The sequence below is a fragment of the Porphyrobacter sp. AAP60 genome (assembly GCF_001296025.1).
Classification (GTDB): domain Bacteria; phylum Pseudomonadota; class Alphaproteobacteria; order Sphingomonadales; family Sphingomonadaceae; genus Erythrobacter.
The window spans coordinates 83,421-103,073 of the sequence record NZ_LJHV01000002.1 but is presented as its reverse complement, the minus strand read 5'-3'; the positions used below and the strand labels follow the sequence as shown (position 1 = coordinate 103,073).

Annotated in this window: 25 protein-coding genes; 9 read left to right on the top strand and 16 right to left on the bottom strand. The window is 62.9% G+C overall.

All coding sequences use genetic code 11. From position 1 onward, the window contains the following. The 12 genes from IP79_RS00985 to coxB form a co-directional block, all read right to left on the bottom strand. Nucleotides 1–387, bottom strand: coding sequence for a dihydroneopterin aldolase (locus tag IP79_RS00985; protein WP_054117961.1), 387 nt, complete (start codon nucleotides 385–387; stop codon nucleotides 1–3). Continuing rightward, the gene (locus tag IP79_RS00980; RefSeq protein WP_054117394.1) at nucleotides 384–878 is read right to left on the bottom strand and encodes a hypothetical protein; all 495 of its coding nucleotides are present in this window, start codon (nucleotides 876–878) and stop codon (nucleotides 384–386) included. The genes IP79_RS00985 and IP79_RS00980 overlap by 4 nt, the downstream gene beginning before the upstream one ends. After that, nucleotides 875–1,774, bottom strand: coding sequence for a class I SAM-dependent methyltransferase (locus IP79_RS00975; protein ID WP_054117393.1), 900 nt, complete (start codon nucleotides 1,772–1,774; stop codon nucleotides 875–877). The genes IP79_RS00980 and IP79_RS00975 overlap by 4 nt, the downstream gene beginning before the upstream one ends. Then, nucleotides 1,774–3,183 (bottom strand): threonine synthase, encoded by a 1,410-nt coding sequence (thrC, locus tag IP79_RS00970; protein WP_054117392.1) that lies wholly within the window; start codon nucleotides 3,181–3,183, stop codon nucleotides 1,774–1,776. Before thrC ends, IP79_RS00975 begins: the two co-directional genes overlap by 1 nt. 11 nt (nucleotides 3,184–3,194) lie before the next feature. After that, a complete protein-coding gene (locus IP79_RS00965; RefSeq protein WP_054117391.1) occupies nucleotides 3,195–3,794 on the bottom strand; it encodes an SURF1 family protein in 600 nt (199 codons plus the stop codon). Next, entirely contained in the window at nucleotides 3,791–4,117 is a 327-nt protein-coding gene (locus IP79_RS00960) for a DUF983 domain-containing protein (protein WP_233994036.1), read from the bottom strand. The genes IP79_RS00965 and IP79_RS00960 overlap by 4 nt, the downstream gene beginning before the upstream one ends. 44 nt (nucleotides 4,118–4,161) lie before the next feature. Continuing rightward, nucleotides 4,162–5,031, bottom strand: a complete 870-nt coding sequence (locus tag IP79_RS00955; protein ID WP_054117390.1) for a cytochrome c oxidase subunit 3 — start codon at nucleotides 5,029–5,031, stop codon at nucleotides 4,162–4,164. 35 nt (nucleotides 5,032–5,066) lie between these two features. Continuing rightward, nucleotides 5,067–5,666: a cytochrome c oxidase assembly protein gene (locus tag IP79_RS00950; protein WP_054117389.1), complete on the bottom strand. Its 600-nt coding sequence runs from the start codon at nucleotides 5,664–5,666 to the stop codon at nucleotides 5,067–5,069. Further along, nucleotides 5,666–5,797, bottom strand: a complete 132-nt coding sequence (locus IP79_RS15850) for a hypothetical protein (RefSeq protein WP_054117388.1) — start codon at nucleotides 5,795–5,797, stop codon at nucleotides 5,666–5,668. The genes IP79_RS00950 and IP79_RS15850 overlap by 1 nt, the downstream gene beginning before the upstream one ends. Further along, nucleotides 5,794–6,735 carry a heme o synthase gene (locus IP79_RS00940; RefSeq protein ID WP_054117387.1) on the bottom strand — a complete coding sequence of 314 codons (942 nt, stop codon included), beginning with the start codon at nucleotides 6,733–6,735 and terminating at the stop codon, nucleotides 5,794–5,796. Before IP79_RS00940 ends, IP79_RS15850 begins: the two co-directional genes overlap by 4 nt. Nucleotides 6,736–6,815: 80 nt before the next feature. Further along, the gene (gene ctaD, locus IP79_RS00935; protein ID WP_054117386.1) at nucleotides 6,816–8,522 is read right to left on the bottom strand and encodes a cytochrome c oxidase subunit I; all 1,707 of its coding nucleotides are present in this window, start codon (nucleotides 8,520–8,522) and stop codon (nucleotides 6,816–6,818) included. A 37-nt stretch (nucleotides 8,523–8,559) separates the two neighbouring features. Further along, nucleotides 8,560–9,582: a cytochrome c oxidase subunit II gene (gene coxB / locus IP79_RS00930; protein ID WP_054117385.1), complete on the bottom strand. Its 1,023-nt coding sequence runs from the start codon at nucleotides 9,580–9,582 to the stop codon at nucleotides 8,560–8,562. 243 nt (nucleotides 9,583–9,825) lie between these two features. On the opposite strand from coxB, the gene pyrE reads away from it, so the two are divergent. The 7 genes from pyrE to ruvX are packed head-to-tail and all read left to right on the top strand — an operon-like array spanning nucleotide 9,826 to nucleotide 14,392. Beyond that, on the top strand, nucleotides 9,826–10,407 hold the full coding sequence (gene pyrE, locus IP79_RS00925) for an orotate phosphoribosyltransferase (protein ID WP_054117959.1): 582 nt from the start codon (nucleotides 9,826–9,828) through the stop codon (nucleotides 10,405–10,407). After that, complete coding sequence (locus IP79_RS00920) at nucleotides 10,404–11,159, top strand: pyridoxine 5'-phosphate synthase (RefSeq protein ID WP_054117384.1); 756 nt, start codon at nucleotides 10,404–10,406, stop codon at nucleotides 11,157–11,159. Before pyrE ends, IP79_RS00920 begins: the two co-directional genes overlap by 4 nt. A 2-nt stretch (nucleotides 11,160–11,161) precedes the next feature. Next, nucleotides 11,162–11,446, top strand: coding sequence for a hypothetical protein (locus tag IP79_RS00915; protein WP_054117383.1), 285 nt, complete (start codon nucleotides 11,162–11,164; stop codon nucleotides 11,444–11,446). Continuing rightward, nucleotides 11,443–11,844, top strand: coding sequence for a holo-ACP synthase (acpS, locus tag IP79_RS00910; RefSeq protein ID WP_054117382.1), 402 nt, complete (start codon nucleotides 11,443–11,445; stop codon nucleotides 11,842–11,844). Before IP79_RS00915 ends, acpS begins: the two co-directional genes overlap by 4 nt. Before the next feature lie 14 nt (nucleotides 11,845–11,858). Continuing rightward, on the top strand, nucleotides 11,859–12,734 hold the full coding sequence (gene lepB / locus IP79_RS00905) for a signal peptidase I (RefSeq protein ID WP_054117381.1): 876 nt from the start codon (nucleotides 11,859–11,861) through the stop codon (nucleotides 12,732–12,734). 18 nt (nucleotides 12,735–12,752) lie between these two features. Continuing rightward, the gene (locus tag IP79_RS00900) at nucleotides 12,753–13,892 is read left to right on the top strand and encodes a DUF3089 domain-containing protein (protein ID WP_054117380.1); all 1,140 of its coding nucleotides are present in this window, start codon (nucleotides 12,753–12,755) and stop codon (nucleotides 13,890–13,892) included. A 17-nt stretch (nucleotides 13,893–13,909) separates the two neighbouring features. After that, complete coding sequence (ruvX, locus tag IP79_RS00895) at nucleotides 13,910–14,392, top strand: Holliday junction resolvase RuvX (RefSeq protein ID WP_054117958.1); 483 nt, start codon at nucleotides 13,910–13,912, stop codon at nucleotides 14,390–14,392. Here the strand turns inward: ruvX and IP79_RS00890 are convergent. The 3 genes from IP79_RS00890 to IP79_RS15350 are packed head-to-tail and all read right to left on the bottom strand — an operon-like array spanning nucleotide 14,389 to nucleotide 16,426. Next, the gene (locus tag IP79_RS00890) at nucleotides 14,389–15,294 is read right to left on the bottom strand and encodes a transposase (RefSeq protein ID WP_156317997.1); all 906 of its coding nucleotides are present in this window, start codon (nucleotides 15,292–15,294) and stop codon (nucleotides 14,389–14,391) included. The two genes, ruvX and IP79_RS00890, sit on opposite strands and share 4 nt — an antisense overlap. Continuing rightward, nucleotides 15,294–16,238 (bottom strand): hypothetical protein, encoded by a 945-nt coding sequence (locus tag IP79_RS00885; protein ID WP_054117379.1) that lies wholly within the window; start codon nucleotides 16,236–16,238, stop codon nucleotides 15,294–15,296. The genes IP79_RS00890 and IP79_RS00885 overlap by 1 nt, the downstream gene beginning before the upstream one ends. Nucleotides 16,239–16,258: 20 nt before the next feature. Beyond that, entirely contained in the window at nucleotides 16,259–16,426 is a 168-nt protein-coding gene (locus IP79_RS15350; RefSeq protein WP_156317995.1) for a hypothetical protein, read from the bottom strand. 128 nt (nucleotides 16,427–16,554) lie between these two features. Here IP79_RS15350 and IP79_RS00880 point away from each other — a divergent pair, with 128 nt between their 5' ends. After that, complete coding sequence (locus tag IP79_RS00880; RefSeq protein ID WP_054117957.1) at nucleotides 16,555–17,034, top strand: PaaI family thioesterase; 480 nt, start codon at nucleotides 16,555–16,557, stop codon at nucleotides 17,032–17,034. Then, nucleotides 17,027–17,431 carry a PaaI family thioesterase gene (locus IP79_RS00875; protein WP_054117378.1) on the top strand — a complete coding sequence of 135 codons (405 nt, stop codon included), beginning with the start codon at nucleotides 17,027–17,029 and terminating at the stop codon, nucleotides 17,429–17,431. Before IP79_RS00880 ends, IP79_RS00875 begins: the two co-directional genes overlap by 8 nt. Here the strand turns inward: IP79_RS00875 and IP79_RS00870 are convergent. After that, the gene (locus IP79_RS00870; protein WP_197273701.1) at nucleotides 17,428–19,617 is read right to left on the bottom strand and encodes a transglycosylase domain-containing protein; all 2,190 of its coding nucleotides are present in this window, start codon (nucleotides 19,615–19,617) and stop codon (nucleotides 17,428–17,430) included. The genes IP79_RS00875 and IP79_RS00870 overlap by 4 nt on opposite strands. Nucleotides 19,618–19,653: the final 36 nt, after the last annotated feature.

Sequence of the window (19,653 nt, the reverse complement as noted above, 5' to 3'; positions counted from 1 at the left end):
TCACGCTCCGTGCGAAGCCGGACGTTCGCGGTGCATCGTGATGCCGATCTGCTCGTCTGCTTCGGCAATCGCGAGTTTGACGATCTTTACCGTCACCGCTTCCACCCGCGCATCCTGCACGAACAGCGTCTGGCAGATGTGATCGGCCACCGCCTCGATCAGCTTGAAATGCACGCCTTGCGGCAGGCCGCCGCTGGCTGCGAATTTCAGGTCCATGTAGTTCTTGGACGCATCAAGCGGCGTATCGGGTTCATAACGATCCGCGATTTTATACCGCGCCGCGATCGAGATGCGCAGCGGCTGCGGCTGGCCGGTTTCCTCGGAATAGATGCCGGTGAGGACATCGACGACGAAATCATTGACTTCGAGGGTGAGGGTATCGGTCATTTCGTTTGCATTCTGCCCCATTCGAAGCATTCGGCGACGCATCGCGAGTGAAATTCATCGGAATCACCGACAGCTATGCCGAGGCGCCTAGCACCATCTGCAAAACCTGAAAGGGCATCTTCGCCCAGTTTGCCTGATTGAAGATTTTCCTGATTGACGCAAATGGCCGTCAGAAGAGGCAAATCAGTCATCCGGCACTCGTCGAGCAGCGTGTCCAGATGCCCTCTCGGCCCGTTCATCTGGTGCCGAGCTTTGCTCCACTCCACATCACTTGCTTTTGCGAGTTCGCCATAAGACGTAAAGCGCCCTTCGATCGCGCACGATTTGAGGTGCTCAAGAGACTTCGTGAAATTCAGTCTTTGCTTTTCTTGCCGACGTTTGGTGCGCTCAACGACGAGGAGCGCGTAGTCGGGATGATCAGTCTTCCCGGCCTCTTCATATTTCCGGGCCCAACTTTCAATCTGTGCGTCTGTCTTAACTTCCAGCTTCATGAATTGCTCCAGCGCGCGAAGATTGCGGTCGGCAGCAACCTGCCACCCTCGCCCTCTTCCCTTACTGCAAGATCCCCGTGTTCGATCTGCCCCGGCAGCGCGCCAAGCGCTTCTTGCAGCAGGCCGGCAATTGCAAGGCTGCTCATCCGGACGGCATAGACGGTCAGGAAGATAAAGCGGCTGTCGCTATCGAGCAGCTTGGCGCAATCGGCGATCAGGCCCGGCAGATGTTCTTCCAGCCGCCACACCTCCCCATCCGGCCCGCGTCCGAACTTGGGCGGATCAAGGATGATCCCGTCATAGCGTCGGTGCCGCCGCACTTCGCGCGCGGTAAACTTGCCAGCATCGTCCACCAGCCAGCGGATCGGGCGGTCTTCCATCGCGGACAGCGCGGCGTTCTCACGCGCCTGCGCCACGGATTTCTTCGAGGCATCGACATGGGTAACCTTGCCATGGCGCGACAGGGCGAGGCTACCAAGGCCGGTGTAGCCGAACAGGTTAAGAGTCTCCGCCTCGGTCATCCCCTCCATCTGCCCGCGCATCCAGTCCCACACCGGGGCCATGTCGGGGAAGAATTGCAGGTGGCGGAATGGCGTGGGCTTGGCGGTGAAGCGGACATCGTCCCACGCCAGCGGCCAGCCTTCATCGGGCAGGTTTTCAGTGAAATGCCCCGAAAACTGCCAGCGCCCGCCGCCATCCTCGTCCGATCCGGGGATGAATTCACCCGCTGCGGGCCATTCCTCCATGCGTGGTTGCCACATGGCCTGCGGTTCGGGCCGGATGAAGGTGTGGGGGCCAAATGCCTCCCACTTTCGCCCTGCCCCGCTATCGAGCAGGCGGTAGGAGTCCCAACCGGTGCATTCCATCACCAGCGGTTGCTGGACGAGGGTAGCCACTACGCTTTCGATCCGGCCGCGTGCTCCAGCACATGATCGCGGGTGGTGGCATAATCGCCCGCCAGTTCGATGAAGCTCTCCTCTCGTCCGAACAGGTCGCCTACGCGTGCAGGCAGCGCGGGACGCATGCCGATGGCGCGCTCTACCGCGTCGGGGAACTTGGCAGGGTGTGCCGTGGCGAGCGTGACGATGGGCACACCCGCGGGCAGGCTGGCGGCAACGGCTTGCGCGCCGTGCAGGCCGACGCCGGTGTGCGGGTCGATCACCTGTCCCGCATTGCGGTAAGCCCATTGCAGGGCGCGGGCGGTTTCGGTCTGATCGGCGCGGGCGCTGGTGAACAGAGCGGATGCGCCTTGCGCCTGCGCGTTGGTGAGCGCCATGGTTTTGGTCGCTTCGAAAGCGCGCATCTGCTGCGCCATCGCAACGCCGTCGCGCCCGCCCGCATCGAACAGCAGGCGCTCGAAATTTGAGGACACCTGAATGTCCATCGACGGCGTGATCGTGGCCGTAACCCCGCCCGCTGAATAATCGCCCCTGGACAAGGCGCGGTGGAGAATATCGTTGATGTTGGTGGCAACGATCAGGCGTTCGATAGGCAGGCCCATCTTCGCCGCAACATAGCCTGCGAACACGTCACCGAAATTGCCGGTCGGCACGCTATAGGCCACCGTCCGGTCAGGCGCGCCGAGTTGCAGGGCGGATGCGAAGTAATAGACCACCTGCGCCATCAGCCGCGCCCAGTTGATCGAATTGACCGCGCCGAGGTTGAGCGTGCCGGTCACATCGCCATCGTTGAACATGCGCTTCACATGGGCCTGCGCATCATCGAAGCTGCCTTCGATGGCGAGGTTGTGGACATTGGGAGCACGCACCGTGGTCATCTGGCGGCGTTGCACATCGCTGACCCGCCCCTTGGGGTGGAGCATGAAGATTTCCACACGCTCAAGCCCGGCGACCGCCTGAATTGCCGCAGAGCCCGTATCGCCGCTGGTGGCGCCGACGATGGTCAGGCGTTCACCCCGGCGTTCGAGGAAAGTCTCGAACAGGCGGCCAAGCAGTTGCAGCGCCACGTCCTTGAACGCCAGCGTGGGGCCGTGGAACAGTTCGAGCAGCCAGTGCTGCTGATCGAGCTGCACCAGCGGGGCAACGGCGGCGTGGCCGAAATCGCCATAGACCGTATGGCACAGGCCGAGCAGTTCATCCTCGGTCAGGCTGCCTGCGACAAAGGGCGCCATGATCCGCACAGCAAGATCGGGATAGGCCAGCCCGCGCATGTCGCGGATCTGGCTTTCCGTGAAGCGCGGCCATTCGGAAGGCAGGTAGAGGCCACCATCACTGGCCAGCCCTGCGAGCGTGACCCCTTCGAAATCGAGCGCCGGTGCGCTGCCGCGTGTCGAGACGTATTGCATGGGAGCGGCGGTTAGCGGGCGCGGCGGCGGATTGCCAGCACGTAGATTATGAGCGCGGTCAGCGCGAAGAAGAACCACTGCCCGGCATAGGCGAGGTGATTGTTGGGCAGGTCGGCGGGATCGGGGGCGGCATTTGCCTCAAGACCGCCCACAGGCGGATCGGCGACCAGACGGACATCACCTTCCCTGTTAGGCACAATCCACCCGCTGACGCTGCCGCCATTCCATTGCGGAGGCACCGCATCGCGTGACCAACCGGCCTGCACAAAGGCCACCTCGTCAGTCTCGGTGCTTGCAGTGGTCGTCCCGCAGCCGATGATGTGGACAAAGCCGCTGCGCCCATTCTGGCTGCGACCTGAAATCGACCGCCAATCACCCACAGTGAACAGGCAGTTGACCGCGCTGCGACGATAGAGCGCTGAATCGATCTCGGTCTTCGAACCGGTCAGAGGAAATGCCACGGGGTCTGCATTGCTGATCGCCGCGCCATACTGCGCGATCAGCGCCTCTTTCTCGGCCATGCGCCCAAGCTGCCACACGCCCAGCGCGATCATGGTGGCCACTGCCGCCAGCACGATAATGGTCGCAAATATTGGCACACGGCGAGTCATGGCTGGCTCTCTTCGTATTGATGATAGACCCACATGGTCTTGTAGAACCGCAGGGCAAAGATCACCCCGACCACCGTCACCGGCGCCCAGAACGCAAACGACAGCCACAGCGGCGGCCGCAGCCATTCATCCACGCCCAGCGCCGCTATGATCAGCGCCAGCGCCAGCAGCATCGTCACCACGCCGACAAACCGCCCGCCGCGCTCCAGCGAGCGGATATCCAGCCCGCAGGCCACGCATTCATTCGCCAGCGCAGCAGGCGCGGCAAACAGCGTCTTGCCGCGGCAGCAGGGACACAAACCGGAAAGGGCAGCCGGGACCAATCCCGGCTGCCCCTTGTTTTCCGTCGGACTATCGTCCGGCAACATCAGTGGTATTCAGCGCCCCAGCCGCCCCACACGTAGATGGCGACAAACAGGAACAGCCACACCACGTCGACGAAGTGCCAGTACCACGCAGCCGCTTCGAAACCGAAGTGCTGGCGCGGGGTGAAGTGGCCAAGGTAAGCGCGATACAGGCAGACCGCCAGGAAGATGGTGCCTACAAGCACGTGGAACCCGTGGAAGCCGGTCGCCATGTAGAAGGCGCTCGAATAGGTGTTTCCGCCAAAGCCAAAGGGCGCAACCGCGTATTCATAGGCCTGAATGCAGCTGAACAGCGCACCCAGTGCGATCGTAGCCCACAGGCCCTGCTTGAGCCCTTCGCGATCACCGTGGATCAGCGAATGGTGTGCCCAGGTGACCGTGGTGCCCGAACACAGCAGGATCAGCGTGTTGAGCAAAGGCAACGCGAAAGGATCGAGCACGTCCATGCCTTCGGGAATGAAGGCTGCGGTAGATCCGACAACGCCGAGCAGGTTGCTGGTGGTTCCGGTATCCGCATCATATTGCAGCGCGGCCGGGAACAGCGCGAAGTCGAAGAAGCTCCAGAACCAGCCGACGAAGAACATCACTTCGGACGCGATGAACAGGATCATCCCGTACCGCATGTGCAACTGCACCACGGGGGTGTGATCGCCGCGCTCGGCCTCGACGACGATGTTCTTGAACCACATGAAGAAGGTCGCGATCAGGCCTGCAAGGCCCGCCCACATCACGAAACTGGCGGCAGTGCCGAACAGATCGGGGTGGAAGCTGAGCACCATCCCGCTGGTGAAGGTGAGTGCCGAGATAGAACCGACCAGCGGCCAGATATCGGGCTCAAGAATGTGGTAATCGTGGTTTACTTTGCCAGCCATTGGTCGTTCCCGTCCCTGGGTTGTGCGTCAAAGGTTCAATTGGTGCGCGGGGCCGCCGGGGTTACCGGGTCCGCCGTGCGGTGGAAAGTGTAACTGAGCGTGATTTGCTCGACGCCCTGCATATTGGGATCATCCAGCATCGCCGGATCGACGAAGTACAGCACCGGCATGGTCACTTCCTGCCCCGGCTGCAAGGTCTGCTCGGTAAAGCAGAAGCACTGGATCTTGTTGAAATATTTGCCTGCCTGTTCGGGCGTGACGTTGAATGTCGCCATGCCGGTGATCGGCTTCGAACCGACATTTTTCGCGACATAAGTGGCAATGTCGCGTTCACCGATGGTCACGGTGTCGGTCGATTGCGAAGGCTGGAACACCCACGGCACATCGCTGGCGGTCGAGGCATCGAAGCGGATCGAGATGCGCTGACCGGTGGCACTGGCGGCAGCCGTGGCGGCTTTCGCTTCGCTGGCAATCATGGTGGTGCCGCCAAAGCCGGTGACCTGACAGAACAGCCGATAAAGCGGGACAGAGGCATAGCCTAGTCCCAGCATTGCCAGCGCCCCTGCAAGCGCGATCAGCCCGGTGCGCAGATTGCGCCGGGCGGTATCGTCAGTCACGGGCGGCAGCGTTGCCATCAGCCGGGATCTCCGATGCGCACGATGGTGATGGCGTAGAACAGCACCACGAAGAAGATCAGCGTGCCGGCTACCACCCAGTTGCGGGCCTTGCGGCGGCGCTTGAATTCAAGCTCTTCCTCAGGGGTCATGCGATCAACCCCTGATAGGCTGCCACGCGGTCGGCCACCAGCGCGGCAAACAGCACGAACAGATAGACAATCGAATATTTGAACAAGCGCTTTTCCGGCGTCATGGCGTCAGTCTCGGCGCGCATCCGGGTGAATACCGGCATGGCCAGCACCACGAACAGGGCCGACAGCACCACCGCAACCGATCCGTAAATCCAGCTCGTGCCGCCAATCGCCCAAGGCGCGATCGCCACGGGTGCGAGCAGCAGGGTGTAGAACATGATCTGGCGGCGGGTCGGCTTTTCGCCCGCGACCACCGGCAGCATCGGGATGCCGACCTTGGCATAATCGGACTGCACGAACAGCGCCAGCGCCCAGAAATGCGGCGGGGTCCAGAAGAAGATGATCGCGAACAGCAGGATCGGCATCGCGGTAATCTCGCCCGTCACGGCAACCCAGCCGATCAGCGGCGGAAAGGCGCCAGCACCGCCGCCGATGACGATGTTCTGCGGGGTGCGCGGCTTCAGCCACATGGTGTAAATCACCGCGTAATAGATGATCGCGCCCAGCAGCAGCGATGCCGCCAGCCAGCCGATCGCCACGCCCATCAGAACAACCGATACACCCGAAAGGAAGATACCGAAATCGCGCGCATCTTCGCGCCGCATCCGCCCGCCGGGCAGCGGTCGGTTCATGGTGCGCTTCATGCCCGCATCAAGATCGGCTTCCCACCAGTGGTTGAGCGCGGCAGACCCGCCTGCGCCCATCGAGATCGCAAGGATCGCGGTAAAGCCCAGCACCGGGTGGATGCTGCCCGGCGCGGCCAACACGCCGCAGATCGCGGTGAAGATCACCAGCGTCATCACCCGCGGTTTGGTCAGCGTGAAAAAATCGCGCCATTCCGTCGGGAGCGTCGTGGTGCCTGTACCGGCATTCGTCTGAGGTGCGCTCGTGGCCATTGTCTTTGTTTTCCATGGGCAAGGAGCGCGACCATCAGCCGCGCTCCCCCCGTTATGTCATGCTCCGGAAGGGGAGCCGATCACGCTGTAACCGGACGGTGATCGTGGTAATCATGCGCGTCGGTAATCACCGGCAGCGTTTCGAACTGGTGGTAGGGCGGCGGGCTCGGCAGGGTCCATTCGAGCGTCGTCGCGCCTTCGCCCCACGGATTGGCAGCCGCCTTCTTACCGGCCAGCAGCGCATAAGCGATGTTGACGAAGAAGAAGATCATCGAACCGGCCATGATGTAATAGCCGTAGGTGCTGACCTGGTGCCACAGGGTGAAGGCCTCCGGATAGTCGGGGTAACGACGCGGCATCCCCTGCATCCCGAGGAAGTGCTGCGGGAAGAAGATCACGTTCACACCGACGAAGAACGTCCAGAAGTGGAGGTGGCTCAGCAGTTCGGAGTGCATCCGTCCGCTCATCTTCGGGAACCAGTAGTAGAAGCCCGCGAACAGCGAGAACACTGCGCCCATCGACAGAACGTAGTGGAAGTGAGCCACCACGTAGTAGGTGTCGTGCAGGTTGTCGTCGATGCCTCCATTGGCCAGCACCACGCCGGTCACGCCGCCAACGGTGAACAGGAAGATGAAGCCCATCGACCAGACCATCGGCGATTTGAAGCTGATGCTGCCGCCCCACATGGTGGCGATCCAGCTGAAAATCTTCACGCCGGTCGGCACTGCAATCACCATCGTTGCCGCGGTGAAATACATCTTCGTGTTCACGTCGAGGCCCACGGTGTACATGTGGTGCGCCCAGACGATGAAGCCGACCACACCGATCGCCACCATTGCATAGGCCATGCCGAGGTAACCGAACACCGGCTTCTTCGAGAAGGTGGCAACGATCTGCGAGATCATGCCGAAGCCCGGCAGGATCATGATGTAGACTTCGGGGTGGCCGAAGAACCAGAACAGGTGCTGGTACAGAACCGGATCACCGCCTCCGGCCGGATCGAAGAAGGTCGTGCCGAAGTTGCGATCGGTCAGCAGCATGGTGATGGCAGCAGCCAGCACTGGCAGTGCCAGCAGCAGCAGGAAGGCGGTAACCAGCACCGACCACACGAACAGCGGCATCTTGTGCAGGGTCATGCCCGGCGCACGCATGTTGAAGATGGTGGTGATGAAATTGGTCGCACCCAGGATGGAACCTGCACCTGCAAGGTGGAGCGAGAAGATCGCGAAATCGACCGCCGGGCCAACCGAACCGCTGGTCGACAGCGGCGCGTAAACCGTCCAGCCGGTGCCCGCACCGGGGCCGGAGCCGCCGGGAACGAACAGCGAGAACAGCAGGCTGAAGAAACCGGCCACCGTCAGCCAGAACGACACGTTGTTCATGCGCGGGAAGGCCATGTCTGGCGCACCGATCATCAGTGGCACGAACCAGTTGCCGAAGCCGCCGATCATCGCTGGCATCACCATGAAGAACACCATGATGAGGCCGTGGGCGGTGATGAACACGTTCCACATGTGCAGTGCGGTGTTCAGATCATTGCCGCCGCCCATGAACTGGGCCCACCATTGCAGGTACTGGATGCCAGGCTCGGCCAGCTCAAGCCGCATGATACCGGAAATCGCACCACCGATGATCCCCGCGATGATCGCGAAGATCAGGTACATCGTGCCGATGTCCTTGTGGTTCGTGGACATGAACCAACGGGCGAAGAAGCCCGGCTTGTGATCCGCGTGATCATGCGCATGATCATCGCTGTGGATGTCGAAGCCTTCTGCGGTGGTAGCCATTTTCAGATACTCTCTGATGTTATTCGTTCAAATGTCTTTAGCGGGCGGCCAGCGCGGCGACCTGTTCGGCCGGCGCTGCTTCTGCCGGAGCAGCTTCTTCAGCCCCCGGCATTTCGCCGCCTTGCGACCGCACCCATTCGGCAAACTGTGCCGGCGGCAAGGCCTCGACTGCGATCGGCATATAGGCGTGGCGCGATCCGCACAGTTCGGAACACTGGCCGTAATACACGCCCGGTTCCTTGATCGTCAGCAGCTTTTCATTGAGGCGGCCCGGCACTGCATCCATTTTGAACCACAGCGACGGCACGGCAAAAGCGTGGATCACGTCGGTTGCGGTGGTCTGGATGCGCAGCGGCACGCCTGCAGGCACGACCATGCGGTTATCCACCGCCAGCTGGCCCGGCTCACCCCGTGCCAATGCCTCCTCTTCAGGCAGCATGTTCGAGATCACTTCGATGTCGCCGTGATCGGGGTAGGTGTAGCCCCAGTACCACTGGTAACCGGTCGCCTTGATGGTGACGGCATCGGCGGGCGGGGTTTCATATTGGCGCGCCAGCAGCGTGATCGAAGGCACGGCGATGATCACCAGAATGATTACCGGCACAATCGTCCAGATCACTTCGATCGCGGTATTGTGCGTGGTCTTCGACGCAACCGGGCTCGCCTTGCGGTTAAAGCGCACCACCACGTAGAGAAGCAGGAAAAGCACGAACAGGCTGATGACAGTGATCACCGGCATCAGAATTACATCGTGCATCCACAAGGCATAGTCGCCATTGTCGGAATATTGATCCTGGAAGGTCAGCGACTTCATCATCGCGCCCGGTTCACCGGTGCGCGGATCGGTCGGCATGCCCTTGCCTTCGGTCGGAGCCATCGGGGTGTAGGAACCGCCAGTTGCGGTTGCAGCGTCCGTCACCGATTCAACCAGCCCCGCATCGGGCCCAGTTGCCTGCGTCGCAGTGGAGTTGACAGGCGCTGCTGCATCCTGCGCAGCGACAGTCATCGGCGCAAACGCCGCGAGCCCGGCGACAATTGCGCCAAGGATAGCCTTTTTCATACGGGTGTGCCTCTGACCCATTACAATGTGCCCAATGGTTCTAATCTGATCCCATACTGCCTGCCGCTTGCCCCTTTCGGGTTCGCTGTAGGCAGCGTCTAGCCAGCCCTGGGGCCTGCTTCAATGTGCCCTTAGCCGCGCTTGCCGAGTGCCTCAAGCGCTTCTAGGGAGAAAATTATGCAAGCCTGCATGTTTGCGGCGCAAGTGGGTGCTTCCCCTGATGTTTTTGCATGGAGTTTCTGGGTGACCGAAGATGAAGTTCTGGCCGAATTCCGTGGATCGGGAGCCTTGCTCGAAGGGCACTTCAAACTGTCTTCAGGCCGCCATAGCGGACATTACCTGCAATGCGCGCGGGTGCTGATGAACCCCGCCCGCGCGGCGCGATTGGCAGAGGCGGTGGTTGCGGGGATTCCCGCTGAAATTCGCGATTCCATCGATGTTGTCGTGTCACCGGCGATGGGCGGGATCATCATCGGGCACGAGGTTGGCCGTGCGCTTGGCACGGACGCGGTTTTCCTTGAACGACCCGACGGCGTCTTCCACCTGCGCCGCGGCTTTGCGCTGGCTCCCGGTGCCCGCGTCTTGATGGTCGAGGATGTCGTCACCACCGGCCTTTCCAGCCGCGAAGCCATCGCCGCCGTCGCCCGCGAGGGCGCAGAAGTGATCGCCGAATGCGCGATCATCGACCGTTCTTGCGGTTCGGTCGATCTGGGCGTGCCGTTCTACCCCCTGCTCGCCATTGATTTTCCGACTTATGACGAATCCGACATCCCCGAAGCTTTGGCCCGCGTAGAAGTGACAAAGCCCGGAAGCAGGAAAGAATGATCGCAACCCTCCACTCCCGCCCCTTGCGTCTCGGCGTGAACATCGATCACGTGGCGACGATCCGCAACGCGCGCGGCGGGGATCATCCCGATCCGGTGCGCGCGGCGGAGATCGTCGCAGCGGTCGGCGGGGACGGAATCACCGCCCACTTGCGCGAAGACCGCCGCCATATCCGCGACGAGGATCTCGCGCGGATCCAGCAAGCGACCAACCTGCCGCTGAATCTGGAAATGGCAGCAACCTCCGAGATGCTGGCCATCGCGCTGCGTCACAAGCCGCACGCTGCCTGCATCGTCCCTGAAAAGCGCGAGGAACGCACCACCGAGGGCGGGCTGGACGCCGCCGGAATGCACAACACCCTCGCCCCGATTGCCGAGGAATTGCGCAGCGCGGGCATCCGGGTATCGCTGTTTATCGAAGCTGACGAACGGCAATTGGATGCAGCCCTGCGCCTCGGCGCGCCTGTGGTGGAGTTTCACACCGGTGAATATGCCCACGCCTTTGCCGATGGCGACCGTGACAAGGTGGAGCGCGAACTGCGCCGCATAACCGATATGGCCGCACTCGCCGCCAAGAACGGGATCGAGCCGCACGCGGGCCATGGCCTGACGTTCGAAAACGTCCAGCCCATCGCCGCCATTCCCCAGATCGCCGAGCTTAACATCGGCCACTATCTGATTGGCGAGGCAGTGTTCGTCGGCCTTGAGAACGCGATCCGCCGGATGCGCGAATTGATGGACGAGGTGCGTTAATCTTGGCTGAGCCCGACCTTCCCACGCTGACCGGCGAACAGAAGCGCTGGGCCTTTGCCGCAGCGGCGCTGTTTCTGCTGGCAATCGGGTTTCTGGGATTCGCACTTAACGCGAAGGTGATGGTGGTGTTTGCGGTCGGCTGGGTGGCGTTGCAGATCTTCGGCTTTTCGGGGGCCTTGAGGATGGCAAAGGGGGACTTTGCCAGCCCGCTATTCAAGTCGCAGGTGATGCTTCATGTCGTCGCGGTCGGTTTGCTGGTTGCAGTCATCATCAGGGCGTTCAAATGATCATCGGCATGGGTAGCGACCTCTGCAATATCGAGCGGATCGCGAGTTCGCTCGAACGCTTTGGCGAGCGGTTCGAAAACCGCGTGTTTACCGAAACCGAAATCGCCAAGGCCCGCCGCCGCCCTTTCACCATCGCCGGTACCTATGCCAAACGCTTTGCCGCCAAGGAGGCCTTTTCCAAGGCGGTCGGCACCGGTTTCAGGCGCGGGGTGTTCATGAAAGACATCGGCGTGGTCAACGCGCCGTCTGGCGCGCCGACGCTGGCGCTCTCCGGCGGAGCGGCATTGCGGCTTGAAGAAATGATCCCGGCAGGCCATGAGGCGCGCATTCATCTTACCCTCACCGACGATCATCCATGGGCGCAGGCCTTCGTGATCATCGAAGCCATCCCTCTCTGAAGCGGCAACCTTTCATGGCAACCATCGAAACCTCGCAACCCGCTGACAAGGTTGACTGGATCGCGGAAATCCGCGGCCTGGCGATCATGCTGCTGGCCGTGCTGGCGTTCCACAGCCTTGTGGCCAAGCCGTTTTATATCCCCTCCACATCAATGATGCCGAGCCTTTGGGTGGGTGATCGGCTGGTGGTGAGCAAGTATCCCTATGGCTGGTCATGGGCATCTGCCAGTTTCCACCTGCTGCCGCGCGGCGATTGGCGCATCTGGGCCGATACGCCCGAATATGGCGATGTCGTGATCCCGGTGCACCCGCTGCGCAACGAGGATTACATCAAGCGCGTGGTGGCCTTGCCGGGCGATACAATCGAAGTGCGCGGCGGGCAGATCATCCTCAACGGCCAGCCCATCAAGCGCGAAGTCGTGCCGCCAGTGCGCCTGCCGTTCGAACCGGACCTGTTGTGCCGCGGCGCCCCGTGCCTTTCCGCGTTCGAGCAATACCGCGAGACCGGCTCTGACGGGCGCGATTTCTTTGCCCCGCCGACCTGGCGCGAAACCCTGCCCAATGGCGCGACCTATCTGACCATTGATTACACCGATCAGCGGCTGGACAACTACGGCCCCTACACCGTGCCGGCCGACAGCGTCTTCGTGATGGGCGATAACCGCGACGAAAGCGCCGACAGCCGGGCTGCGGCTGAAGAAAGCGGGCTGGGCGGCGCGGTGCCGTTGGCGAATATTGGCGGGCGGGCAGAATTCATCACCTTCAGCCTTGATGGTACGACAACCTGGAACCCGGCAAGCTGGTTCTCCAGCCTGCGCGGCGACCGGGCATGGACCACCCTGCGCCCACCACTGGCCGAAGGCGCAGTTTCCCAGCCAGCAGCCCCATAACGCGAGGCGCAGTCAATAATGGCCCGTAAGTTCCTATATTTCGTTGCCTTCTGCATCGTTCTGGTGATCGGAGCGCGGATCGCTTACGAATTGTTTCAGGAAGAGTTGGCGCAAATCGCGCTGGTGCCCTCGGCCGAATTTGCGCCGGTCGCCCCGCTCGAAGCCAATGCCTATCACGACCCGGCGTTATGGTTTTCGCGCCCCGGGATCGGGGTGAGCGATCCGGCGCGCTGGCAGCCGCCAATGGCAGAAGGTGCTGCGCCGCTGGCCGATGCTGAAAAGCCGCAGGCTTTCGCTGTGTTCTTCGTGCACCCCACCAGTTACCTCAGCCGTGCCAGCTGGAACGCACCGCTGGAAAATGGCGGCGATGCCGAGTCTGAACGGATCGCGCGCATTTACCTGCGCGGCATGGCCAGCCCGTTCAATTCCGCATCGGAAATCTGGGCCCCGCGGTATCGGCAGGCGACCATGGGTTCGTTCCTGACCGACGCTGCCGAAGCGCGTCAGGCGATTGATGCCGCCTATGCCGATGTGCTGGAGGCGTACCGCTATTTCCTCACCTCGGTCGGGCCGGACACGCCGATCGTGCTGGCCGGACACAGTCAGGGCTCGCTGCATCTGAAACGCTTGCTGGCCGAAGAAGTGAGCGGATCGCCAGCCGCAGACCGATTGGTGGCCGCCTACGTCATCGGTTGGCCGATCAGCATCCAGCATGATCTGCCGCAAATGGGCTTTCCCGCCTGCGCCTCTCCGCAGCAAGGCGGTTGCATCATCAGCTGGTCAAGCTTTGCCGAACCGGCCGATCCTTCGAGCATCCTTGGATATTATGCGAATTCCGTCGCACTCGACGGCGAGAAATCCGGCGACAGCCCGATCCTGTGCACCAACCCGCTGACCGGACAGTTTGGCGGCGCTGCGCCTGCCAGCGCCAATCTCGGCACGCTGGTGCCCGAAGACAGCATGCAGCAGGGCGAACTCGTCCCGAACCTTGTGCCGGCGCGGTGCGGCGATAACGGATTGCTGCTGATCGGGCCGCCGCCGGAAATGGGCAGCTATGTCCTGCCGGGCAATAATTATCACGTCTATGATCTGCCGCTGTTCTGGGCGAACACCAAGGCGGACGTGAATCGCCGGGTCAGCGCGTGGCAGAACCGGTAGGTTCCGGCACCGGCCAGATCTTCGAAGCCGCGCGCGATTTTGGCGAGGCGGTGGAAGAATGCGCTGATGAAGGCGGCGGGGCGCTGCTTGGCCTCGATCTCGGCACCAAAACGATCGGCACGGCCACCTGCGATGCGGGCTGGCGCTTTGCCACCAATGGCACCACCATCCAGCGCGGCAAATGGGGGCGCGACCGCGAGACTTTGGCCGCATTGATCAAGGCGCGGAAGCTACGCGGCATCGTGATCGGACTGCCGCGCAACATGGACGGCAGCGAAGGCCCGCGCGCGCAGGCCAGCCGTGCCTATGCCCGCAACTGCGCCGAGGCCTTCGGCCTGCCGATCCTGCTGTGGGACGAACGCTGGTCTACCCAGGCCGCCGAAGCCGCCATGATCGGACAAGATATGAGCCGCGCGCGGCGCGCCGCCGCGATTGACAGCCATGCCGCTGCAGTGATCCTGCAAGGCGCAATCGACCGGCTGGCGGGCGGAGTGCTTTAAGCCAGCGCGGCCCGCTTTACCCGCGCGGCCCCTGCCACCATCCGGCTGCCCGACAGCTCTCCCGCGCGCCACAACGCATCCGCCTCGGCGGTATCGCCAAGCATCTCCGCCCGCGCCTCGAAACTCGCCAGTCGCATCCTGTCGCTCGGGTGCGCTGCGCCTACCCATTCGGCATAATCCAGCGCGCCTTCCGCGCCGCTCGCCACAGCGACCCTCAGAAATGCCTCGCTCGCCAACGGGTTCAGCAACCGCGCCACAGTGCCGCGCTCCAGATCGAAACCGTATTGGTCGAACCACCCCTGCGCCGGATCGACCCGCATCACATTGATCGAGACGGAGAGACTTTCGGGCGGCAACTGGCTGTGAACATCCACGTGCCGCCGGTACAGCATCAGCTTGCCTGGCGAGAGCGTGGAGCGCCCGGCAAACCGCAGTCCCGCATCCTCGCCCGCAAAGCCGGCGACCGCTTCGTAGTCATATTCGTAGTAGTCGCTGACATAGCCCGGCCCGCAATAACCCACGGTCAGAAAATCGAAGTTGTGATCATGGGCTGCGCCATAGACAAAGCTTGCCGCGCCGCTGGTCTGGAACACGTGATCGCGCGGGGACGGCCAGATCGCGGCGCGCAGAAAGGCGGCGTTCGGCCGATTGTCACGCGGACGGCTGAGCACGATGGCTTGCGGGCCATAGGCGCTGGCAATGGCTTCACCGCCCCGCCCCGCCAGCCGGTCGACCAGCAGATCGCCCAGAAAGCTGCGGTTGTTCGCCAGTCGCCGCAACCAGCCCGCTGCCGCTGCGGTGCTAGCGGGATCATCCGCATCAAAGCCGAGATCGCCCAGCGCTTCGATACACTCGGGCAAAGAGCACGCTTCGCCGGAGGGATTATCGATCACCAAAGGCATCAGGCTGGCTCCTCCATCATGGCCGCAAGGTCGGGGTGGGCTGCAAGCAATTGGCGCTGTAAGGCGCAAGCAGCAGCTTGCAGCGCATCGCCCGGATCACGCGCGAGCGCCGCCAGCACTGCCAGCCCTTCCCCCGTATCGAGCGCCAGGCATTGGCGCATCGCCTCCCACCGCACATCGCGGTCTGCCGCAGCATCCTTCGCCAGCCGTGCAATCGGATGCAGCGCCGCGTGATGTTCAAGCGCGCCCAATACGCCCAGTGCCATCATGTGCTGGCTGCTGGCCTTGCTGGCACTGATCACCTTCAACAGCGCGCCGTCGGCCGTTGCGATTTCCTGCGAGGGCTGCGGATGATCGGGCTCCCGCGTCAGCTGCAACACCAACAGCGGACGCGCCACTGCGATGATCTGGCGGGCGGCATCAGGCCCCTTGCGGTTGAAGCGCGTGCCTGCTGAGCAAAGCTGCACCTCACTCACAAGCCCCCCGGCCTCGCGGCGGTGCACCGCGGCCTCGCATTCACCGGCGAGGATGATTTCATGCGCCTCGCAATCTTCGAACAGCACCGATACCGGCATTGCTCTGGCCCGGGGCGCAATGGCCAGCAGCGTCACCCCTGCGCGCCCGTGCGTTGCCATCCGCAGCCGCGCCATGCCCGGCGCTGAAGAATGTCCCAGTGGCAGTTGCGCCAGTGGCTCGGCCCGCAGCGCGGCGAGAAATGGCGTGATCAGCGCGTCGGCAAAGGCCCGGGCAGCCGCATGATCGCGCATCAGGCGCACCAGAAACGGCAGATCTTCAAACGCTGCACCCTGATGGAACTTCTCCAGTCCCTCCATCGCCGCAATCGCGCGGCGCGTGCTGCACCACTGCGCCAAGGCAGCATCGGTGCGCGGCTGCAAAGCGCCATCGCTCCGCAGCCGCGCGATATCGGGATGGACCTGCATCATGCGCGCCCCTCCCCCTAAGCTCAGAACACCGGCGGCGGGGGCGGCGGCGGGATGATTTCATAGATGAACACCATGATTTCGACGATCCGGTCATCGCTTTGCCCGCCCGCCTGCATGACCGAGCCAAACAGCGCCTGCGCGGTTTCAAGCCCCGGAATCTGATCAAGACTGATCTTGGGAAACTTCATCGCTTCACTCCCCTTGCATGCCTGCGCCCTGCCCCTTGCAAGGCGCTGGCGCGAAGGTGGCCGAGCCACGCGTTCCCGCGAAATTAAATGATTGTAACCGAGCCGCGCTCGCTCCTATGCAGCGCGCCATGAACACGCCCCCAGCCCGGTTCGACGCGCGTGAAGCGTCCAAATGGTTTTTTCGGCATGGCCATACCGGTTGGCTGGGCCTGCGCTTTACCGACCAGGGCGATAATTGGGTGGAACTGGAACTGCCCTGGCGCGAGGATCTGCTGGGCGATGCCAGCCGCCCGGTGCTCGCCTCCGGTCCGATCATCAGCCTGATGGACATGGCGAGCGGGATGGCGATCTGGCAGGCAAGCGGCAGCTTCAATCCCGTAGCGACACTCGATCTCAGGGTCGATTACCAGCGCCCGGCACGGGAACGGGCGAGCGTGCGCGGCCGGGTGGAATGTTATCGCCGCACCCGATCGGCTGCGTTTGTGCGCGGGATAGCCTATGATGATGATCCCGATGATCCGGTGGCGCATATTGCCGGGGTTTTCATGACCATCGGCGCGGATCCGCGAGAGGCGAACCCGGCGTTGCGGGGCGGCGGACATGACTGACGCAGCGGCCGCCTTCGGCGATCTGCCCGCCTATGCGCGCTCGCTCGGCATCGAAATTGTCGGCGAGGACGGGGGGATGCCGGTGCTGTCGGTCGGCTTCGGCCCGATGGTCGAAGGCCGCCCGCAGCATTTCCACGGCGGCGCTACGGCGGGTCTGCTGGAAAACGCAGGTTATGCCGCGCTGCGCACTGCGCTGCTGGCGGCGGGCCGGGATCCGCAGCTGAAGCCGATCAATATCACCGTGCAATATCTGGCCGCAGGCAAATCGAAGCCGAGTTTTGCCATCGGCCGGATCACCCGGCTGGGGCGGCGCAATGCCAATGTCACGGTGGAGGCATGGCAGGATGATCGCACCCGTCCGATTGCGACTGCGGTGATGAATATCCTGATGGTTTAGGGCGGCGGCGGCTCGGCAGTCGGCTCGGGCGCTGGTTGCACCACCACTCCGCCGTCTCCTACGCGCAATTCGACTGGCACGCCCGGCTGCGACAGCACTACGCCGGTATCGTCGATGCGCAACATCGTGCCATCCTGCCCCAACGGAATCTCGCCGCCTTCGGTATCGAGCTGCTGGACGGGGCCTTCAGGATCGGGCGATTCGATCGCTTTGGGCTGCGGCGCGGCTTCGATCTTCAAGGCGCCGCGCATGAAATCACGCCAGATACGCGCAGGCGTGCTGCCTCCGGTGACGTTCTTCATCGGCGCATTATCGTCATTGCCGGTCCACACGCCCACAACCAGATCGCCAGCATAGCCTACGAACAGCGCGTCGCGATAATCCTGCGTTGTGCCGGTCTTGCCGAAATTGGCGATCGGCAGCACCGCATTGCGCCCCGTCCCACGATTGATCGAGGCGCGCAGCATTGTTTCGATGTCAGCGTGGTCACCGCGCGACAGGCTGTCCTTGCGGGTCGTCAACCATTCCCACCACCCCTGCTCGGCGCGGGGAAACGCATGAGGCCGCACCGGATATTCATTGGCCGCAATCCCGGCATAGGCCGCAGTCAGTTCCATCAACGTCATCGCCGATGTGCCGAGCGCGAGGCTGGGGTCGCCATCCGCCATCGGCGCTGTGATACCAAGCGAACGTGCGGTGCGGATCACCTTGTCGCTGCCCACCGCCTGCAACAGCCGGACAGCGGCGACATTGCTGGACTGGGCAAAGGCGTTTTCCAGCGTGATCTGGTCGGAATAGGCCCCGCGCGCGTTCTTCGGACGATAGCTTCCCTGGGTTATTTCGGTGTTGGGAATGGTGTCGTCCGGCTCCCATCCGGCTTCCAGAGCAGCGATGTAGACGAAGGTCTTGAAGGTCGATCCCGGTTGACGCTTGGCCTGTGTCACGCGGTTGAACGGCGACTTGCCGTAATCGCGCCCGCCTACCATCGCCACCACCTCCCCATTGCGGCGCATCGCCACCAGCGCGACCTGCGCCCCGCCAAGCGGCGCGCGGCTGACCACGCGGTTGGCGAGCGATTGAAGGCGCGCATCAAGCGTGGTGGTGAGGACTTGGCGCGAATAGCTCGCCTCCATTCCCTCACGCGCAAGCGGCAGCGCCCAGTCGGCGAAATAGGTGCCGGTCGGCAAATTGTCGTCGCGGGTGCGCACGTCAATGCGCGGATCGGGCAGCGCATCCGCTTCAGCTTGCGTGAGATAGCCATCGCGCACCATCGATTGTACAACCAGATCCATCCGCGCCCTGGCCCTGTCGTAATGCTTCGTCGGGGCATAGCGTGAAGGCGCTTGCAACAGCCCCGCCAGCATCGCCGCCTGTTCGGGCCGCAACTTTTCAGGCTGACGGTAGAAATAATGGAGCGAGGCGGCGCGCAGCCCGTACTGGTTGTCGCCGAAATAAGCGTTCGACAAATAGCGTTCGAGGATCTCGTCCTTGGTCAGCCAGCTTTCCAGCCAGAACGCAATCAGCGCTTCCCGCGCCTTGCGACTGAGGCTTTGTTCAGGCGTCAGGAACGTGAATTTCGCCAGTTGCTGCGTTATGGTCGATCCCCCGCCATAACCCGTCCAGACCGCCCGCGCGATGCCGCGCGGATCGATGCCCCAATGCGAATAGAACCGCCGGTCTTCGATGGCGATGAACGCCTGCACCACATGCGGAGGCAGATCGGCTACCTTCACCGGCGCTTCGACCACAGCCCCGCTGCGGGCAATCGGCGTGCCATCGCTGGCGAGCAAGGTGACCTGCGGCGGGGCAATGGGTTCAAGGCTTTTGGAAAGCGGCGCAGTGAAGGTCAGCCAGCCGATCAGCACCACGAACAGCGCAAGGCCGCCGAGGATGCCGCGCCCCGTCCACCACAGCTTGCTGCGGCTACGCCAGTAATCGCGCTGCCACCAGCGCAGGCGGCGGCGTTCCTCGACCTCTAGGGCTTGGTCAATTCCCGCAAGCTTGGCGTCCCAGGCATCGAAATCGGGTGTGGCCGAAACACGCGGACGCCGAGGCAGATCATCCTCGTCGTCGAGTTCGGCGGGACGCATCGATTCGTAGAGCGGATAATATCCGGTCGGCACATCGCCGTCGGCGCTTGCAGCGCCGCCCTTCGGGCCTTTCCAGAATCGGTCGAACAGCGCCATATCGCCGCTGTGTTATCAGCCTATGACACTGGGGAG

What these genes read in the sequence shown, in the direction of transcription:
- IP79_RS00985 (WP_054117961.1), bottom strand. Translation starts at nt 387, where the DNA reads ATGACCGATACCCTCACCCTCGAAGTCAATGATTTCGTCGTCGATGTC.
- IP79_RS00980 (WP_054117394.1), bottom strand. Translation starts at nt 878, where the DNA reads ATGAAGCTGGAAGTTAAGACAGACGCACAGATTGAAAGTTGGGCCCGG.
- thrC (WP_054117392.1), bottom strand. Translation starts at nt 3,183, where the DNA reads ATGCAATACGTCTCGACACGCGGCAGCGCACCGGCGCTCGATTTCGAA.
- IP79_RS00965 (WP_054117391.1), bottom strand. Translation starts at nt 3,794, where the DNA reads ATGACTCGCCGTGTGCCAATATTTGCGACCATTATCGTGCTGGCGGCA.
- IP79_RS00955 (WP_054117390.1), bottom strand. Translation starts at nt 5,031, where the DNA reads ATGGCTGGCAAAGTAAACCACGATTACCACATTCTTGAGCCCGATATC.
- IP79_RS00950 (WP_054117389.1), bottom strand. Translation starts at nt 5,666, where the DNA reads ATGGCAACGCTGCCGCCCGTGACTGACGATACCGCCCGGCGCAATCTG.
- IP79_RS15850 (WP_054117388.1), bottom strand. Translation starts at nt 5,797, where the DNA reads ATGACCCCTGAGGAAGAGCTTGAATTCAAGCGCCGCCGCAAGGCCCGC.
- IP79_RS00940 (WP_054117387.1), bottom strand. Translation starts at nt 6,735, where the DNA reads ATGGCCACGAGCGCACCTCAGACGAATGCCGGTACAGGCACCACGACG.
- ctaD (WP_054117386.1), bottom strand. Translation starts at nt 8,522, where the DNA reads ATGGCTACCACCGCAGAAGGCTTCGACATCCACAGCGATGATCATGCG.
- coxB (WP_054117385.1), bottom strand. Translation starts at nt 9,582, where the DNA reads ATGAAAAAGGCTATCCTTGGCGCAATTGTCGCCGGGCTCGCGGCGTTT.
- IP79_RS00920 (WP_054117384.1), top strand. Translation starts at nt 10,404, where the DNA reads ATGATCGCAACCCTCCACTCCCGCCCCTTGCGTCTCGGCGTGAACATC.
- acpS (WP_054117382.1), top strand. Translation starts at nt 11,443, where the DNA reads ATGATCATCGGCATGGGTAGCGACCTCTGCAATATCGAGCGGATCGCG.
- lepB (WP_054117381.1), top strand. Translation starts at nt 11,859, where the DNA reads ATGGCAACCATCGAAACCTCGCAACCCGCTGACAAGGTTGACTGGATC.
- IP79_RS00900 (WP_054117380.1), top strand. Translation starts at nt 12,753, where the DNA reads ATGGCCCGTAAGTTCCTATATTTCGTTGCCTTCTGCATCGTTCTGGTG.
- IP79_RS00890 (WP_156317997.1), bottom strand. Translation starts at nt 15,294, where the DNA reads ATGCCTTTGGTGATCGATAATCCCTCCGGCGAAGCGTGCTCTTTGCCC.
- IP79_RS00885 (WP_054117379.1), bottom strand. Translation starts at nt 16,238, where the DNA reads ATGATGCAGGTCCATCCCGATATCGCGCGGCTGCGGAGCGATGGCGCT.
- IP79_RS15350 (WP_156317995.1), bottom strand. Translation starts at nt 16,426, where the DNA reads ATGAAGTTTCCCAAGATCAGTCTTGATCAGATTCCGGGGCTTGAAACC.
- IP79_RS00880 (WP_054117957.1), top strand. Translation starts at nt 16,555, where the DNA reads ATGAACACGCCCCCAGCCCGGTTCGACGCGCGTGAAGCGTCCAAATGG.
- IP79_RS00875 (WP_054117378.1), top strand. Translation starts at nt 17,027, where the DNA reads ATGACTGACGCAGCGGCCGCCTTCGGCGATCTGCCCGCCTATGCGCGC.
- IP79_RS00870 (WP_197273701.1), bottom strand. Translation starts at nt 19,617, where the DNA reads ATGGCGCTGTTCGACCGATTCTGGAAAGGCCCGAAGGGCGGCGCTGCA.